The 16,338-nt window shown below is 73.8% G+C and carries 14 protein-coding genes; 8 read left to right on the forward strand and 6 right to left on the reverse strand.

All coding sequences use genetic code 11. The features are described from left to right. The first annotated feature begins 219 nt into the window (after window positions 1-219). Together BCD49_RS20450 and BCD49_RS20455 are read left to right on the forward strand one after the other, a co-directional pair. The gene (locus BCD49_RS20450; protein ID WP_007519053.1) at window positions 220-1,071 is read left to right on the forward strand and encodes an alpha/beta fold hydrolase; all 852 of its coding nucleotides are present in this window, start codon (window positions 220-222) and stop codon (window positions 1,069-1,071) included. A 141-nt stretch (window positions 1,072-1,212) separates the two neighbouring features. Then, window positions 1,213-1,548 carry a YnfA family protein gene (locus BCD49_RS20455; RefSeq protein WP_071041789.1) on the forward strand — a complete coding sequence of 112 codons (336 nt, stop codon included), beginning with the start codon at window positions 1,213-1,215 and terminating at the stop codon, window positions 1,546-1,548. A 65-nt stretch (window positions 1,549-1,613) separates the two neighbouring features. On the opposite strand, the gene BCD49_RS20460 is transcribed toward BCD49_RS20455, so the two are convergent. Together BCD49_RS20460 and BCD49_RS20465 are read right to left on the reverse strand one after the other, a co-directional pair. After that, the gene (locus tag BCD49_RS20460) at window positions 1,614-2,933 is read right to left on the reverse strand and encodes an ABC transporter permease (RefSeq protein WP_007519048.1); all 1,320 of its coding nucleotides are present in this window, start codon (window positions 2,931-2,933) and stop codon (window positions 1,614-1,616) included. Continuing rightward, entirely contained in the window at window positions 2,930-3,952 is a 1,023-nt protein-coding gene (locus tag BCD49_RS20465) for an ABC transporter ATP-binding protein (protein WP_071041817.1), read from the reverse strand. Before BCD49_RS20465 ends, BCD49_RS20460 begins: the two co-directional genes overlap by 4 nt. Window positions 3,953-4,208: 256 nt before the next feature. Here BCD49_RS20465 and BCD49_RS20470 point away from each other — a divergent pair, with 256 nt between their 5' ends. From BCD49_RS20470 to BCD49_RS20480, 3 genes are all read left to right on the forward strand, one after another. Then, the gene (locus BCD49_RS20470) at window positions 4,209-5,984 is read left to right on the forward strand and encodes a serine/threonine-protein kinase (protein ID WP_007519044.1); all 1,776 of its coding nucleotides are present in this window, start codon (window positions 4,209-4,211) and stop codon (window positions 5,982-5,984) included. Between the two features lie 96 nt (window positions 5,985-6,080). Continuing rightward, on the forward strand, window positions 6,081-6,641 hold the full coding sequence (locus BCD49_RS20475; RefSeq protein WP_007519042.1) for a hypothetical protein: 561 nt from the start codon (window positions 6,081-6,083) through the stop codon (window positions 6,639-6,641). A gap of 216 nt (window positions 6,642-6,857) precedes the next feature. Next, entirely contained in the window at window positions 6,858-9,710 is a 2,853-nt protein-coding gene (locus BCD49_RS20480) for a SpoIIE family protein phosphatase (protein WP_007519040.1), read from the forward strand. Window positions 9,711-9,720: 10 nt separating this feature from the next. Here the strand turns inward: BCD49_RS20480 and BCD49_RS20485 are convergent, their stop codons facing one another. Further along, window positions 9,721-10,470: a hypothetical protein gene (locus BCD49_RS20485; protein WP_007519038.1), complete on the reverse strand. Its 750-nt coding sequence runs from the start codon at window positions 10,468-10,470 to the stop codon at window positions 9,721-9,723. Beyond that, window positions 10,467-11,246, reverse strand: coding sequence for a SigE family RNA polymerase sigma factor (locus tag BCD49_RS20490; protein ID WP_083401582.1), 780 nt, complete (start codon window positions 11,244-11,246; stop codon window positions 10,467-10,469). The genes BCD49_RS20485 and BCD49_RS20490 overlap by 4 nt, the downstream gene beginning before the upstream one ends. A gap of 466 nt (window positions 11,247-11,712) precedes the next feature. On the opposite strand from BCD49_RS20490, the gene BCD49_RS20495 reads away from it, so the two are divergent. Together BCD49_RS20495 and BCD49_RS20500 are read left to right on the forward strand one after the other, a co-directional pair. Continuing rightward, on the forward strand, window positions 11,713-13,176 hold the full coding sequence (locus BCD49_RS20495) for a pyridoxal phosphate-dependent decarboxylase family protein (RefSeq protein WP_071041790.1): 1,464 nt from the start codon (window positions 11,713-11,715) through the stop codon (window positions 13,174-13,176). Between the two features lie 369 nt (window positions 13,177-13,545). Then, window positions 13,546-13,872, forward strand: a complete 327-nt coding sequence (locus tag BCD49_RS20500; RefSeq protein ID WP_007519031.1) for a cation transporter dimerization domain-containing protein — start codon at window positions 13,546-13,548, stop codon at window positions 13,870-13,872. A gap of 42 nt (window positions 13,873-13,914) precedes the next feature. Here the strand turns inward: BCD49_RS20500 and BCD49_RS20505 are convergent, their stop codons facing one another. Further along, window positions 13,915-14,514 (reverse strand): cation transporter, encoded by a 600-nt coding sequence (locus BCD49_RS20505; protein ID WP_007519030.1) that lies wholly within the window; start codon window positions 14,512-14,514, stop codon window positions 13,915-13,917. 92 nt (window positions 14,515-14,606) lie between these two features. Further along, window positions 14,607-15,680: a cation diffusion facilitator family transporter gene (locus BCD49_RS20510; RefSeq protein ID WP_007519029.1), complete on the reverse strand. Its 1,074-nt coding sequence runs from the start codon at window positions 15,678-15,680 to the stop codon at window positions 14,607-14,609. A 71-nt stretch (window positions 15,681-15,751) separates the two neighbouring features. On the opposite strand from BCD49_RS20510, the gene BCD49_RS20515 reads away from it, so the two are divergent. Then, window positions 15,752-16,096: an ArsR/SmtB family transcription factor gene (locus BCD49_RS20515; protein ID WP_198536143.1), complete on the forward strand. Its 345-nt coding sequence runs from the start codon at window positions 15,752-15,754 to the stop codon at window positions 16,094-16,096. The last annotated feature ends 242 nt before the right edge of the window (window positions 16,097-16,338 follow it).

The raw sequence follows: 16,338 nt of genomic DNA on the forward strand, positions 1-16,338 counted from the left end.
AACCGCAGGATTGAACGATTGGCTCGGCGGACCCGAGTTCCGGACCCCGATGGAATGACGAGAGCGGATGGGATCCGCTCTCGTCCGCCGGCATTCTCGGCTGATGGTGGGCCTAAGCCCCCTTCGGTTCGGGGGCTCGCCGGCTGGGGGCCTCGGGCGACGCTCGTTAGCGTCCCCTACGGATCCTGACCAGCATCCTTCCCGAAAGGCCGGCGTCCCATGCCCACTGTCACCTCCGCCGATGGCACCACGATCAGCTACCTGACCGTCGGCCATGGCCCGGGCCTGATCCTGCTTCCCGGGGCGCTGGCGACCGCACAGGACTTCGCCGGCTTCGCGCGGGCGTTGGGCACGTGGTTCACCGTCCACACACTGGACCGGCGCGGCCGCGGCGGGTCGGGCCCGCAAGGCGCCGACTACACCGCCGAGCGCGAGTGTGAGGACATCGCCGCCGTCCAGCAGGCAACCGGAGCGACGTTGCTGGTCGGACACAGCTTCGGGGGCTTCCTCGCCCTCGAGGCGCTTGCGGCCGGGCAGCGGTTCGATCGGGCCGCCGTCTACGAACCGGGTGTCCATCTAGAAGGGCACGGCCCGGTCACCCTCACCTGGACCGACCGCTGCCGCCGAGAGCTCTCAGCCGGGCGGCAGCTGGCCGCCTTCCTCACGTTCATCCGCGGCGTCAACCCGCGCACGACTGGGCGGGTGCCACGTCCGCTGCTCACCCTGATCATCCTCGCCGCGATCCGCCGCCCGGAACGGCGCCAGAAGTATGCGCTGCTGGCCGGAACGATCCTCGAGCATGAGGAGGCCGCCCGACTCGCCAACCAGCCTCAGCGCTACGCAGGCATCACCACGCCCATGTTGCTGATGACGGGCAAGGACACCGAGAGCACCGCCGCCGGTGGCGCCCCTGCGCGCCTCGCGGCGCTGCTGCCCGCTGCCTCCCTGACCGGCTTTCCCACGTTGGACCACTTGGGCCCCGAAAAGGCGCCGGACACTGTCGCCGCCGCGATCGCGACCTTCTTCCAGGAGACGAAGGGCGTTGGCCCGTCGATGCCGCGCAGGGCGTAGGCGCCGCCCGCAGTCCGGCCAGACCGGCGAGACCGGCAACGACCCCCGACGACCCCCGACACGGCGGCGGTAGCGTCGGGCGTGCGCGGGCATATCCGCCCACGCCCCGCAGCCGTCGCCTGAGAGGGCCGCCAGCTCACCGTGGTCGCCGCCCGTTCCGTCGCCCTGTTCGTCCTCGCCGCCGTGCTCGAGATCGGCGGCGCCTGGCTGGTGTGGCAGGGGCTACGCGAACACCGCGGCCCGCTGTKGGTGGCCGCCGGGGTGGTCACGCTCGGGCTCTACGGCTTCGTCGCCACGTTCCAGCCCGACGGGCACTTCGGCCGGGTACTGGCCGCCTACGGCGGGGTCTTCGTCGCCGGGTCGATCCTGTGGGGCGTCGTCGCGGACGGCTACCGCCCCGACCGGTTCGACCTGGCCGGCGCGGCGGTCTGCCTCGCCGGCATGGCCCTCATCATGTACGCCCCCCGCGGCGGCTGACCGGCCCCGGCCCACCCCTCCCGTGGACGACAGGATGGGCCGGGCACCGGGCACCGGGCGCCGGGTCAGCCGGAACGCAGCGCGTCGGTGAGACGGACCCGGGTACCGGTGCGCTTGACCGCCCCGGAGTAGATCCGGCCCGTCAGCGGGACCAGCCCGATGATCGTGGCGATCGTCAGGGCGGTGCCCAGCGCGATCTGCCACGCGGCGGCCGTGCCCGCCGCGATGAGCATCGGCATGATCAGCGGCGCGGACAACGGGACCAGCGACAGCACCCGCAGCAGGCCGCTGCCCGGGTCGCCGGGCAGCACCGAGATCCCGATCACGTACGGAATGATGATGATCATGATGAGGGGCATGGTGACCGCCGAGGCGTCCTCCTGCCGGGACACCAGCGAGCCCGCCGCGGCGAACAGCAGCGCGTAGAGCGCGAAACCGAGCAGGTACCAGACCAGCGACCAGCCCGCCGACGCGAGCGCCGTCACCAGTGACAGGCTCAGCACCCCGGTCGCCACCGCCAGCGGCACCCCGACCGCGGCATACAGCGCCATCTGGATCAGCCCGATGATCCCGATGCCGATCACCTTGCCCGACATCAGCTGCCACGGCCGGACCGTGGCCAGCAGGATCTCGACGACGCGGCTGGACTTCTCCTCGACGACCCCCTGCGCGACCACCGGGCCGAAGATCAGCAGCGACAGGTAGATCAGGACCCCGGTGACGGCCCCGAGGCCGATCCGCGCGTTGTCCCGCTCCCTGGGCGCCTCGAGCGCGACCACGTCGACACCGGCTGCGGCGACCTCGCGGTCGACCTGGCCGAGGTCACCGCCGAGCGCGGTGACCTGCGCGTCGAGCGCCTGCTGGCGGGCGATGGCGGTGAGAAGCCCCCGGCCCTGGTCGTCGAGGGTGTGCCGGACGATGACCCGGAAACCGTCCGGGCCACTCGCCGTCACGGCGGCGTCGAGCGTGCCGTCCCGGACCTGGCGCTCCGCCTCGGCAGCGTCGGCGACGGTGACCGCGCGGACGTCGACACCCGCGGCGTCACCGACCGCCGTGAGCGCCGCCCCGTAACGGGCGTCAGCAGGCAGGAAACCGACGGTGCTCGGTGACGAGCCGCCGAACAGGGCCGTGACACTGATCCCCGCGGCGAGCACGACGACCAGCAGCGGCGTCATGATCCGAAAAGCCTTGGAACGCAGCCGGGTCGACACCTCGCGGCGCACGACGAGCCACAGCACCCGCCCCGACGACGTCCCCGCCCCGCCCCCGCCGTCCTCGCCGCCACGAACAGGGCCGCCACCGCCAGCCACGACGCCCGCGGGCACCACCGCGCCGGGCCGCCCCTGACCGTCGGCGCCGGTATCAAGATCGATGGTGCCGCTCACCGCTGCCCACCCTTCACCCTCGCCCGCACCGACGCGCCCACCCCGGCACGTCTCCCCCAGCCACGCCCACGCCCGCCCCTGCCCTTGCCGCCGTCGGGCGCCGCCCCACCCGGCGCCGGGTCCGAGCTGACCACCTCACGGAACAGCTCCGTCAGCGTCGGGCGCCGGTGCGCGAACTCGTGCACCGGGCCGGTCGCGAGCGCGGCCCGCAGCACCTGCTGGTCGTCGGCACCGGCCGCGAGAGCGAGCACCGTCTGTGCACCCTCCACCCGGGCCCCGACCACACCCGGCAGGCCCAAAGCCCACCCCTCGGGGGCGCGCGGCGCGTCGACGACCAGCAGCGACTCACCACCCGCGCGCAGCTCGTCGACCGGGCCGACGGCGACCATCGCGCCACCCGAGACGATCCCGACCCGGTCACACAGCCGCTCGACGAGGTCGAGCTGATGGCTGGAGAACACCACCGGCACCCCCGCGGCGGCCCGCTCACGCAACACGTCGCTCATCACGTCGACCGCGACCGGGTCCAGACCGGAGAACGGCTCGTCGAGGACCAGCACCGCCGGGTCGTGCACCAGCGCGGCCGCGAGCTGGGCACGCTGCTGGTTCCCGAGACTGAGCGCCTGCACCTCGTCCCCGAGCCGCGGCGCGATACCGAGCCGCTCGGCCCACTCCAGGGTCGCCCGGCGCGCGGCCACGCCCGACATGCCATGCAGCTGGGCGAGGTACTCCAGCTGCTCACCGACCCGCATCTTCGGGTACAGGCCCCGCTCCTCGGGCATGTACCCGATCCGGCGGCGCGCCGCGAGCGTCAGCGGACTCCCGTCATAGCKGACCTCCCCGCCGTCGGCGGTGAGCACCCCGAGCACGATCCGCATCGTCGTGGTCTTGCCGGCCCCGTTCGAGCCGACGAACCCGAACAGCTCGCCCGCCCGGACGTCGAACGTCATCCCGCGCAGCGCGACGACCTCTCCATACCGTTTGGACAGCCCGTCGATCGCGAGCGCTCCGTCGCGCACCTCGCCGCCTTCCGCATGGGCGATGCGACCCGCGGCGGCCGCCGCGGACCCAAGCCGGCTCCATCCCACGGCAGGCACCGGCACAGCACGCGACGGTCGATATCCGTAGGTTCAGACCCAGATTCCCCCGCTGCCCATCGTGCCACCCACGACGGGCGATTCCCGCCGGGCACCAGGTCCGGCCGGGCTATCTGAGCGAACTCTGAGGTTCACCGCGGCGAGGGACACAGCGAGGTGACAAGGAAGGAGAGCACGGATGCCGCTGGGACCGCTGCAGGCCGGTGACCCGACCCGGGTCGGCGGCTACCAGCTGACCGCCCGACTCGGCGCCGGCGCCATGGGCGTGGTGTTCCTCGGCGTAGCCGACGACACCGCCACCCTCCACCTGGACGACACCCCGGGCCACCCCACGCCCCCCGGCCTCCCAGGCTCCACCGCGCCGCCGCCGCCGACGTTCGCCGCCGCGGACAGCGCCGCCGCCACCGAGGGACGGCTGGTCGCCGTCAAACTGATCCACCAACGAGTCGCCTCGATGTCCGACTACCGGGTCCGGTTCCGCCGCGAGGTCGCCGCGGCCAGGGCGGTCGCCGCGACCTGCACCGCCCGGGTGCTCGCCGCCGACCCGGACGCCCACCGGCCCTGGCTCGCGACCGAGTACGTCGCCGGGCCAAGCCTCGACGAGGCCGTCGACCTCGGCGGGCCGCTGGCCCCGGCGACCGTCGAGGCCCTGGCCGTGGGGCTCGCCGAGGCCCTGGTCGCGATCCACCGCGCCGGCATCGTCCACCGCGACCTGAAACCGGCGAACGTGCTCATCACCGCCACCGGGCCGAAGGTCATCGACTTCGGCATGGCCGTGCCGACCAACCCGGCGGCCCGCGTCGACGTGACCCGGACCGGGACGGTCGTCGGCAGCCCCGGCTACCTCGCGCCCGAGCAGGCCGAGGGCAGACGGGCCGGGCCCGCGGCGGACGTGTGGGCGTGGGCGCTCACCGTCGCGTTCGCGGCGACCGGCCGGCCGCCGTTCGGGACCGGGACGGCCGAGGCACTGCTCTACCGCTCGATGACCACCGAGCCGGACCTCGCCGGCGTACCCCCACGGCTGCTGGCGATCGTCCGCTCGGCGCTGCGCCGCGACCCGGCGGGCCGGCCGTCCGCCACCCGGCTGCTGGCCACGCTCGTCGGCGAGACCGCCGACCCGGCGGCGGCCGTGGCCAGGGTGCTGGAGGTCCTCTGGCAGCCCCCTGCCTCCGCCCCGACCCCAGCCGGCGCCACCCCGGCGACCCCGACGCCCGCCTCCGGTGGGTGGGGTCCGCCCGCCACCTGGCCAGACACCGCCAGCGGGCAGCCTTGGTTCCCACCACCGCCCCCCGGCGCCTACGCGGCCGCGGGCACGCCCCCGCCGTCGACCCCCACCCCACTGCCCCCGGCCGGCCACGGGGACCGGCCACCGAACCCAGGTGGGCCACTCGCCGCCGCCACCCCCCTGACGGCACCGGCCCGGCCACTGCGGGGCTGGTTCGTGGCGGCCGCCACCGCGGCGCTGCTCACCGCCGCGCTGGCCGGCGCCGGGATCACCGCCGCGGTGACCGGCACCGGGAACAGCCCGACACCCGGACCCACCCCGACGCCCACCGCGACCACACCCGCCACCGCGACCCAGGAAGCCGGCGTCCCGGGCGCGGGAGACACCGAGCTGCTCGCCGGCCGCTTCACGGGGACCTACCGCTGCCAGCAGGGCACCACCAACCTGCGGCTGGACATCCTCGACCTGCCCGAGGCACCCGGCCGGGTCACCGCGGAGTTCTCGTTCTCGGCGACCGCCGACAACCCCGACGTGCCCTCCGGGGCGTACACGATGAGCGGCACGTTCGTCGGCAACGTCCTGCAGCTGACCGGACGGCGCTGGCTCGACCACCCACCCGGCTACGTCATGGTCGGCCTGTCCGGCACGTACTCCGTCGGCAGCCAGCAGCTACGCGGCCAGATCAGCGGCGCGAACTGCGACACCTTCTCCCTCACCAGATCCTCCTGACCCGCACCCCGCACCGCCGCACCGCCGTACCGATCGACCACCCCGGCCCGGCCCGGGGTGGTGCGCGCGGTGGGGTCAGCATGGTCGACTGGAGAGGTGGCCGAGTCCGACGCGCCCCTCCCTCCGCCCACCCGGTGCTCACTGTGCGGCCACCTGTGGTCCGCGCACTTCGGCGGCGGCCCGACCGCGGTGTGGGTGACCTGCTGCGCCCTGCCCGGCCAGGCCGAACCCGGCGACACCCCAAGCCCCACGGACGGCCACCGCCAACAGCCGGCGCCAGCGCAGCGCGCCGCCGCCGCCGTGGACGCCGTCGCGCCGGCGGTGGCCGGCCTCGCGGGACCCGCCCCGACCTGCTACTGCCGGCGCGGCGTCGAGGAGTTCCGCCAGGAGGCCCTCCAGGAAGCCCGCGCCACCGCCGGCCACCCACCCCCCACCGACCTCCACGAGGCCCAGGCAGACGCGTACGGCGCCCGGCCAGGAGAGCACACACCCGCCCGGGAACCGGTGGTGCTGTGCGTCACCTGCCGCGCCGCGCCCGCGCAGGACACCCAGTGCCACCCCTGCCGCCAGGCCCGCCAGCACGCCTCCCGCGCCCGCTTCGCCGCCCGCCAGGCCCAGCTCACCCGCCACGCCCGCCGCCGGCCCGGCGGCCGATGACCCGCAACCAGCCCGACCGGAGCGCGACACCTCACAGGACACCCACCAAGCGCACGGGTAGGCCATACTTGGCCACCAGCCGACAACAACAGCTCCGTGGTACGCCCGCGACGTGTCCATCCGCGCCTGACGAAGACTCCGCCCTCACCAGGGCCGACCGACCTACCGTCGAGGTACGGACCCCGAGGGGCCCGGACGAAGCCGCCGAGGTGGGGGATGCCCGTGACACGAGACGCCAGCCCCCCCGGCTCGCCCACCCGTCCCGCCAACGGGCTCCCGTCGACACCCGGCGAGCTCCTCGTCGACCTGAACGTCGACGCCGACGCCCGCGCCGTACCACGATCACGCCGACTCGTGTCCGCGACCCTCGCCGGCATCGAACCGCCGCTGCGGGCGCTGCGCGCCGACGTCGCCCTCATCGCCGGCGAGCTGCTGACCAACGCCCTCCTCCACGGCAAACCCCCCATCACCCTGCGCGTACTCACCCAGGGCAGCGGACTGCGGGTGGAGGTCGCCGACGCGAGCCCCACCACACCCACCAGAGGACGACCAAGCTCCGAGTCGTTCACCGGCCGCGGCCTGGCGATCGTCCACAGCCTCGCCGCACGCTGGGGCTGCTCCCCCGACGGCGCCGGGAAGGTCGTCTGGGCCGAACTCGACGCCGCGGCCGAAACCAGCCCCCCGCAGCCCACCGAACGCCCCCCGGCCAGCCCCCCGCCGAACACACCGGTAACCGGCCGGCACACCACACCACCAACCCAGCCCCACCCACCCGTCGCCCCGGCCCCGGCCCACTACCCGGTCAGCATCGGCGACATCCCGACCGACCTGCTGCTGGCCGCCAAGAGCCACGTCGACAACCTGGTCCGCGAGTTCACCCTCGCCTCCCGTGGCGCGGCCAGCGGCGAGAGCGGCGCGGTCCCGCCCCACCTCGCCGAACTGATCACCGTCGTGACGACCCGGTTCGCCGCCCCCCGGGAGGCGATCCGCCGGCAGGCACTGGCCGCCGCCGCGGCCAGACGACCCCGGACCACCCTCGAACTCTCGCTCCCGCTGTCCGCCGCGGACGCCGCCGAGGAGTACCTCGTCGCCCTCGACAAGGCAGACGAGTACGCCAGAGCGGCCCGGCTGCTCACCGTGGAGACACCGCCCGCTCACTGGGCGTTCCGCCGCTGGTACATCAGCTCGATCATCACCCAGCTGCGCGCCGCCGGCAGCGGCCAGCCACCGCCCGCGCCACCCAGCTTCGAGGAGTTCCTGCTGCGCGCCCTGGCCGAGGTCTCCACGGCCCGGCGCGCCGCCGAACGCGGCGCCCGCCTCCAGGCCGCGACGGCGGCACTCGCGTCCACCACCCGCCCCGAACAGGTCGCCGAGGTCGTCCTCACCGAGGGTGTCGCCGCACTCGGCGCGAACGGCGGCAGCCTGCTCGTACCCCTCGACGGCGACCTGCTCGCCGTCCCCGGAGCCGTCGGCTACCCAGGCGAACTGGTCGCCCAACTACGCGCCGAACGGCGCGACGCGCCACTGCCCGCCGCGGAGGCGATCCGGGAAGGCCAAGCCGTCTGGCTGGAGTCCGTCGCCGAGGATCACGCCCGCTACCCGCAGCTGCACCAACTCGAGCCCACCACGGTCTCCCTCTGCGCACTGCCGCTGTCCGTCGGCGCAGAGGTACTCGGCGCGCTCCGGTTCTCCTTCGACTACCCACGGCTGTTCGGCCCCGAGGACCGCGAGTTCGCCGGCGCGCTCGCCGCCCAGACCGCGCTCGCACTCGAACGAGCCCGGCTGATCGCCGCCGAACGACAGGCCCGGGAACGCGTGACCTTCCTGGCCGCCGCCACCACCCGGCTGACAGCCCGCCTCGACGAAGGCGAGACCCTCCACCAGCTGGCCGCCCTGTTCACCCCCACCCTCTCCGAATACGCCGCCGTCTACCTCGCCGAAAGCGGCACCCAACCCCACCTGGTGGCCGAAGCCGGTACCCACGCCAACACCCCCACCGACGCCGACACGCCAGCCCAGGGACACCTCGACCCCGCCCGCGTGCAGGCGATGCGCCTGGCACTCCACCACGGCCAGACCATCGCCATCGCCGGCCCCGCCGCCCGCGGCCTGTCCTGGCCCACCGCCCCAGCCAACCCCGACCTCCCCGAGAACGGGCGGCCCGCCGCCGCGACCACCGAATCCGGCGCCATCCTCGCCGTGCCACTGCGCCTGCGCTCCGAGACCGCCGGCGTTCTGGGACTGTCCCGACCCCCCGGGGCCGCCGCCTTCTCCGCCGACGAGCAGAGCCTCATCCAGGACGTCGCGGACCGGGCAGCCATCGCGCTCGTCCACGCCCGCCAGTACCAGCGGGAACGCGAGACCGCGCTGACCCTGCAACGCAGCCTGCTGCCACGCCGCATGCCCGAGATCGCCGGCGTCGCGTTCGCATGGCGCTACCTGCCGGCCGGCGCTGGCTCCCTCGTCGGCGGCGACTGGTACGACGTCCTGACACTCGACGACGACACGATCGCCCTCGTCATCGGCGACGTCATGGGCCGAGGCATCCAGGCCGCCGCCACCATGGGCCAGCTACGGGCCAGCGCACGGGCAGGCACCTCGGCCCACCTGCCCGCCGAGGCGGTCCTCGTCCAGCTCGACGCCGCCGTCAGCGGGCTCGAACAGGACCAGATCACCACCGTCGCCATGGCGATACTCGACCCGGCGGCGCGCCAGCTGCGCGTCGCCTCCGCCGGCCACCTGCCACCGCTGATCGTCCCGCCACACGGCGAGCCCCAGTTCGTCGCCGTGGAACCAGGCCCCCCGCTGGGCGCCGGCCTCACCGGCGGCCACTACGCCGAGACCGCCGTCCCGTTCGCCCCCGGCAGCATCCTGCTGCTCTACACCGACGGACTCGTCGAGGACCGGCACCGCTCCGTCGACGAGGGCATGGCGGTACTGCGCTCCGTCGCCGCGGGCGCGTCCGGCCCGGAGGAGCTGTGCGAACGGGCGCTCGCCGCGCTCGCCCACGGCAGCCACGACGACGACACCGCCCTGCTCGCCGTCTCCCTCACCGCCGACGCCGCCTGACCCACCGAGGTCACGGGCACTGCAGGTCCGCCACCATCAGCGCGCCAGTGGTGGCACAGTACGTGTCCCTGCTGACCAGCCAATGACCGTCGACCAGCACCGCCGTACCGGTCGTGCCGTAGGAGCGCTCTCCGGTCTCCGACGATCCCACCACCGTGGAGTCCGTGAACGTCAGCGTGAACGAGACGCTGACCGTCGCCGGACCGACCTGCTCGAGACCGCCGAAGGTGACCGAGATGGTGGTGTAAAGCCCGGGGAACCGCTGGCCCACCTTGTCGCGGACCGGCAAGAGCGCCGCGGGATCCTGCACCGCCGCGGCCCACACCTGGTCGGAGACCTGCGGGTGCTGCGCCTGGTACACCGTGCGGAACGCGGCCCTGACCTTCTCCGCCGTCTGCGGATCCAGCGGATCCGCCTGCTTCTGCGTCGGCGGCCACGTGACGGCGGGCCCGCCATAGTAGAAGTCCGTGGTCGGCCCGGCCGGAGCCACCGTCCTCGCCGGCACGATCCCACCCGTCCCCGTGCCGCCACCCAGCAGGCTCACCGAGACCACGACCAGAACGACCGCCATGACCGCGACCACGACGGAACCGGCGGCCCGGACCCGCGCCCGGCGGCGCAGCGCCCGCGCCCGCACCGACTGGGCGAACCACGGCCCGACCGACAGTTTGGGCAGCTCGGCCCGCACGGCGCGCAGCCGCGCCTCGACGCCACTCGTGTCGAGGTCGGCTGGGTCCGCGTCGCGTCCGCCGGTGCTCACAGCGCGTTCCCCCCTGCCCGCCCGGCCCGCACCTGCTGGGTCGCGCCCACCTCGCTCGTTGTCGCCAGGCCGCCCACGGGTCCGCCGGACGCCAGCCCCGCCCGGTGCCGGCCCGGTGGCGGCGGCGCGAGCCGCGGCCTGGGCGACGCGGCACGAGCCGGGCCCGGGCCGCTACTAGCCCCCTCGTTCGTCAGGAGATCCACCGCCCGGGCCCGCTGGCCGGCCGGCCGCACCGGCCAGCGGGCCGCGCCGCCGCCACCGCCGATTCCGGCGAGGTGCTCGTTGTCGCGCAGCTTCGCCAGGCCCCGGGACGCCTGGCTGCGCACCGAACCGACGGAGCAGCCGAGCGCGGCGGCGACCTCGCCCTCGGGCAGGTCGTCGAGGTAGCGCAGGACGACGACGGCACGCTGGYGTGGCGGCAGGGTGCGCAGCGCGCGCGTCAGCCCGTCGCGCGCCGACAGCGCCTCGGCATGGTCGGCGACCTGTGGCCCGAACCMGCCAGGGTCCTGTTCCGTCAGCAGCGGCACCTCGGTGACCCGCGCCCGCAACCGGCGCCACCGGCTCGTCGCCGCGTTGACGAGCGCCCGGCGCACGTAGGCCTCCGGCTGCCCGTCGGCGATCTTCGACCAGTGCCGGTAGGTGCGCTCGAACGCGCCCTGCAGGAGGTCCTCGCCGGCCGCCCGGTCGCCACCGACCAGCAGCACCGCGCTCAGCAGCAGCCGGTCCGCGGACCCGGCGACGAACTCCTCGAAGGCCCGTTCCTCATCGGAGCGCACCCCTCGCCTCCCACCCGGTCGAGCATTTCCCTATATCCATCAACGCTTCCGCCCGGCCCTGCGATGAGCGCTCGAAGCAGTACTCCACGAATCCGAACCACAAGATCTTTTTGGCGAGTCTTTAGTCGATGAGCTGTTTGGGGGTTGGGAGGGGTGTGCGCACGGGTTTTGTGTTGAAGATCAACAAATAGCGTTACCGCTCGTCAACACTGTTGATTATCTTGTGATGAGGGCCGCGGGAAACGATCTCCTACACCGCCCCGGCGCACCGGTCCAGCGACATCGGTCCCGGGGGGCACCGCGTGCATYAGCCACTCCCCCTCCACCTTGGCATCCACGTCCTGTCTGCGGAACCTCGCCCCGCTCCCCCGAGCTGCGTACGCACGGCAGGATTGGGCGGATGACGCTGTCGTCGGGCAGCCGACAGACCTGCGCTGGGTAGCGGACGGACGAAAAGGATGGCGCCATGGATCGCGAGGACGACCTGGACGTGCTGCGGGCAGCCGCGGCGATGGCGCTCGACTACGCGGCGACGGTTGACAGCCGGCCCGTCGCGCCGACGCCGGAGGCGGTGGCCGGGCTGGCGGCCTTCGATGAGGCACTGCCCGAGGCCGGTACGTCGGCGCACGCGACGCTGCGCCTCCTGCACGACGCCGGCGGCCCGGCGACGATGGCCTCGGCAGGCGCCCGCTACTTCGGCTTCGTCATCGGCGGGACCCTGCCGGCGGCACTCGGCGCCGCCTGGCTCACCGACGCCTGGGACCAGAACGCGGCACTCCCGGCGATGTCCCCCGTGGCCGCCAAGCTGCACGACGTGACCCGACGCTGGCTGGTCGACCTCCTCGGCCTACCAGCCGACTGCGCGGTCACCTACGTGACCGGGGCCACCATGGCCAACGCCGCCTGCCTCGCCGCCGCCCGCGACGAACTGCTCGCCCGGCTCGGCTGGGACGCCCAGGCCGACGGGCTGTTCGGCGCCCCGGCCTTCGACGTCGTCATCGGCGAAGGGGCGCACGCGACGCTGCGCAAGTCGCTCGGCCTGGTAGGGCTCGGCCGCTCCCGGGTGCACGTCGTGCCCGCCGACGACCAGGGCCGGATGCGCGCCGACGCGCTGCCGGGCGACCTCACCGGCCCGGTGCTCGTCTGCGCGCAGGCGGGCGAGGTCAACACCGGCGCGTTCGACCCGTTCGACGAGATCGCCGACTGGCTCGCCCGCCGTCCGGGACCCGCGCCGGGCTGGCTGCACGTCGACGGCGCGTTCGGTCTGTGGGCGCTGGCCGACCCGACGCGGCGTGACCGGCTCGCCGCCGGGCTCACCCGCGCCGACTCGTGGGCGACCGACGGGCACAAGTGGCTCAACGTCACCTACGACTGCGGTCTCGCCTTCGTCCGGGACGCGGCCCCCCTGCGCCGCACCTTCAYCGCCGCCGCCGGCTACACCCCCGCCGGCGACACGTTCGACGCGATGCACCACACGCCGCAGTCCTCACAGCGCGCCCGGCAGATCGAGGTGTGGGCAGCCCTGCGCACCCTGGGCCGCGACGGCGTCGCCGATCTCGTCACCCGCGCCTGCGACGCCGCCGCCGAGATCGCCCGCCGGCTCGACGAGGGCGGCCTCACGGTCCTCAACGACGTCGTCCTCAACCAGGTCCTCATCCGCCTCGACCACCTCGACCCGGAGCCCGGCACCGAGGCCCCGGGCGCGGCCGAGGCCGCGCCCGAAGCGGCCGGCGAGGCGCTGACACGGGCGCTCATCGCCGAGATCCAGGAGGACGGCCGGGTCTGGTGCGGGCCCACCCTCTGGCACGGCCGGACCGCGATGCGCCTCAGCGTCTCGAGCTGGAAGACGGACCCCGACGACGCCGCCTTCGCCGCCGACGTCATCCTCACATGCGCCACCCGCGTCCGCGCCCGCCTGGCCGCCCGCTGATCGCTGACCGCTGATCTGCGGGGAACCGGACGGCCTCCCACGTCCCACCACGCTCAGCGACGGGAGCCAGGCGGTCCATCCGGCCGTAGCCATGATCTGGTGGGATCGTCGGAGCTGTGGGCCCGACGATCCCACCAGATCATGAAACCCGGCGAGATCTCCTCCGCTGGGCGGTGACCATGAGTGACCTGGTGCCCTTGATGCCCTGATCGGTCGAAGCAGTCAGCGGCACCGAACCCGGATCACCATGCTCAAGATCAACAACAGAGCCCGGTCGAGGTCAACGGCGTGGACAACGGTGCCTGTAGGGATGGTGCTGCCTCGCTCTCGCCGGCTCGCAGGCCTTGAACCCGCTACGTCAACACCCTCATGGTCCAGGACGTCCTCGCCGACGACGTGCAGGTCGTCGAGGTCCACGACCTGCACGCCTGGGAGATCACCTCGGGGCAGCCCGCCCTGTCCGCGCACGTCCTCGTTGTTCCCGGCGGCGACTGCCACCACGTCCGCCGTGTCCTGCAGGGCGTGCTGCGCGAGGAGCACCGGATCAGCCACGCCACTCTCCAGGTCGACCACCTCGGCGAGGACCAGGACACCGGCCTGCTGCAGATCACCACCCCCGAGACTGCCCAGGCTGACCACGCGCGGCGCGAGGATTCCCACGGCCCGGTGCACTACCCGGCCTCTCACCCGCACTGACCGGTCCGGGCCGGCTTTCGCCCTCGCGCCGGGCGCGGCCAGTCAGTGCTCGGCGAAGAGGACTTCCTTGACCTCCCGCGCCGCGTAGTAGACCAGCACGTAGCCGGCCGCCGGGTCCGCCCACCACAAGCCGGCCAGAGTGTTGAGGACCAGGCCGAGCAGCACCGCGGCCGCGAGCAGGCCGTCGATCAGGGTGACCCGCCCCTCGGTCCTGAGCACCGGGTTGTCGAGCGCCGCGCCGGTGCGGGCCTTGCCCACAGCGAGGGTGAACATGACCGCCGCGGTCACCGCCGTCCACGCGATGCCCAGCGGCGAGTGGCGCGGGTGGAAACCGGCCACCAGCACCCACGTGGACGCCACCAGCAGATAGAGCGCGAGCAGCGCGAAGCCCACGCCGATCAACCTCAGCGCGCGGCGCTGACGCTCCTCGCCGGCACCGGACAGCTCCCAGAGCACCACCGTGGACGCGCCGATCTCGATCAGCGAGTCCAGGCCGAACCCGGCGAGCGCCACCGACCGCGCGGCGATCGCCGTGACGGTGAGCACCACAATGCCGACMACGTTCCAGCCGAGCGTGGCGTACTCCAGCGCGAAGCCCCGGCGAAGCAGAGCGGGGCGCGCGGTGGCGTCCATGCTGGTCATCGCGGCAGCCTCCCGCGGGGTCGGGTGGTCCGGAGCAGGCAGCGGCCGGTGTTCACCAGCGCGGGTGGACTGGCGATACCGGCGTTCTTCCGTCAGGCGGCGGTGTGGTGGCTGAGGGCGGCGTGYGGATCGGCGCCGTGGGGCGGGTGGTCGGTGTGGACGGTGGCGGCGGTCAGCCGGGGAACCGCGTGGATGAGGGCGTGTTCGGCGGCGACGGCGAGGCCGTGGGCCTGCACGACGGTCAGCTGCGGGTCGACGACGATGTCGGCCTCCGCGCGCAGGGCGTGGCCGATCCAGCGCATCCGGACCTGCCCCACCTCCCGGACTCCGTCCACGGCGCGCAGCGCGGACTCGGCGGTGTCGACCAACGCCGGGTCTACGCAGTCAAGCAGGCGCCGGCAGACCTCACGGGCGGCGTCCCGCAGCACGAGGAGGATGGCGACGGTGATCAGCAGGCCGACCGCAGGGTCGGCCCAGCGCCACCCGAGCGCGACCCCTCCGGCGCCCGCCAGGACGGCCAGGGACGTGAAGCCGTCGGTGCGGGCGTGCAGCCCGTCGGCGACCAGCGCCGCGGAGCCGATCCGGCGGCCGGTGGCGATCCGGTAGCGCGCCACCCACTCGTTGCCGGCGAACCCGACCACGGCGGCGATCGCCACCGCCCACAGGTGGCTGATGCCGCGCGGGTGCAGCAGCCGGTCGACGGCCTCATAGGCGGCGAGCGCCGACGAGGCGGCGATCGTGAGCACAACAGCGACACCGGCCAGGTCCTCAGCGCGGCCGTAGCCGTAGGTGTAGCGGCGGTTCGCCGGCCGCCGACCCAGCACGAACGCCAACCCGAGCGGGACCGCGGTCAGCGCGTCAGCGCCGTTGTGGATCGTGTCGCCCAGCAGCGCCACCGACCCGGACAACGCCACGACCGCCGCCTGGACCGCCGTGGTCAGCCCCAGGACACCCAACGACAGCCACAGCGTGCGCGTGCCCTCGCGCGAGGTCTTCATCGCGGAGTCGATCTTGTCCATCGCCCCATGGCTGTGCGGGGCGGCCAGGTGCCCGGCCTGGTCGCGCAGCCTGGACCACCAGCCGTCCCGGTGGGCCTGCCCGTGGTGGTGACCGCCGTGGTCGTGGCGGTGTCCGTGCGGCTCATGGGGATGGGTGTGCCCGTTCACGGCGTGCCTTTCGGGGATGTGGCTGGACGCTGGTGTCGCCACCCCCGCATTATGTGCGTGTGAACGCACGCATGCATCTATCAGGTGCGCATCCCTCGCAGCAGCATGAGGACCGCGAACGTCTCGCGGTGGCCGTGGACGTGCTCGGCCTGCTCGCCGACCGCACCCGCCTAGCCCTCCTGGCACGGCTCGGTGAGGGTGAGGCCGACGTCACCACCCTGACCGAGGCGACCGGAGCAACCCGAACCTCCGTGAGCCAGCACCTCGCCCGACTGCGGCTGGCTGGCCTGGTCACGACACGCAAGGAAGGACGGCACGTGGTGTACGCGCTGCGCTACGGGCACCTGCGCCGCCTCGTCGACGAGGCGCTGAGCGTCGCTGACCACCAGCTCGGCCACCTACCGCCGCACGACTGAGCCCGCCGGACAAACGGCCCGTCCTGGTCTTCAACAAACCTTCGTTTCCTGAAGATCAGCCCCGGGAGATCGACAAGGGCCCTGGAGTCGTCAGAAACTCCTTCAAATACCGGCACCCTCAAGAACTCCCACTGGACCGTTTGCTGAGATGAGCGCGGCCGTGACCGCAGTCTTCGAGCCCACCGAACTCCTCGCGGCGCGGGTACTGCCCGCGGACCCGGATTCACCGCGGCCGTGGCTGG

Source organism: Pseudofrankia sp. EUN1h, assembly GCF_001854645.1.
GTDB lineage: Bacteria > Actinomycetota > Actinomycetes > Frankiales > Frankiaceae > Pseudofrankia > Pseudofrankia saprophytica.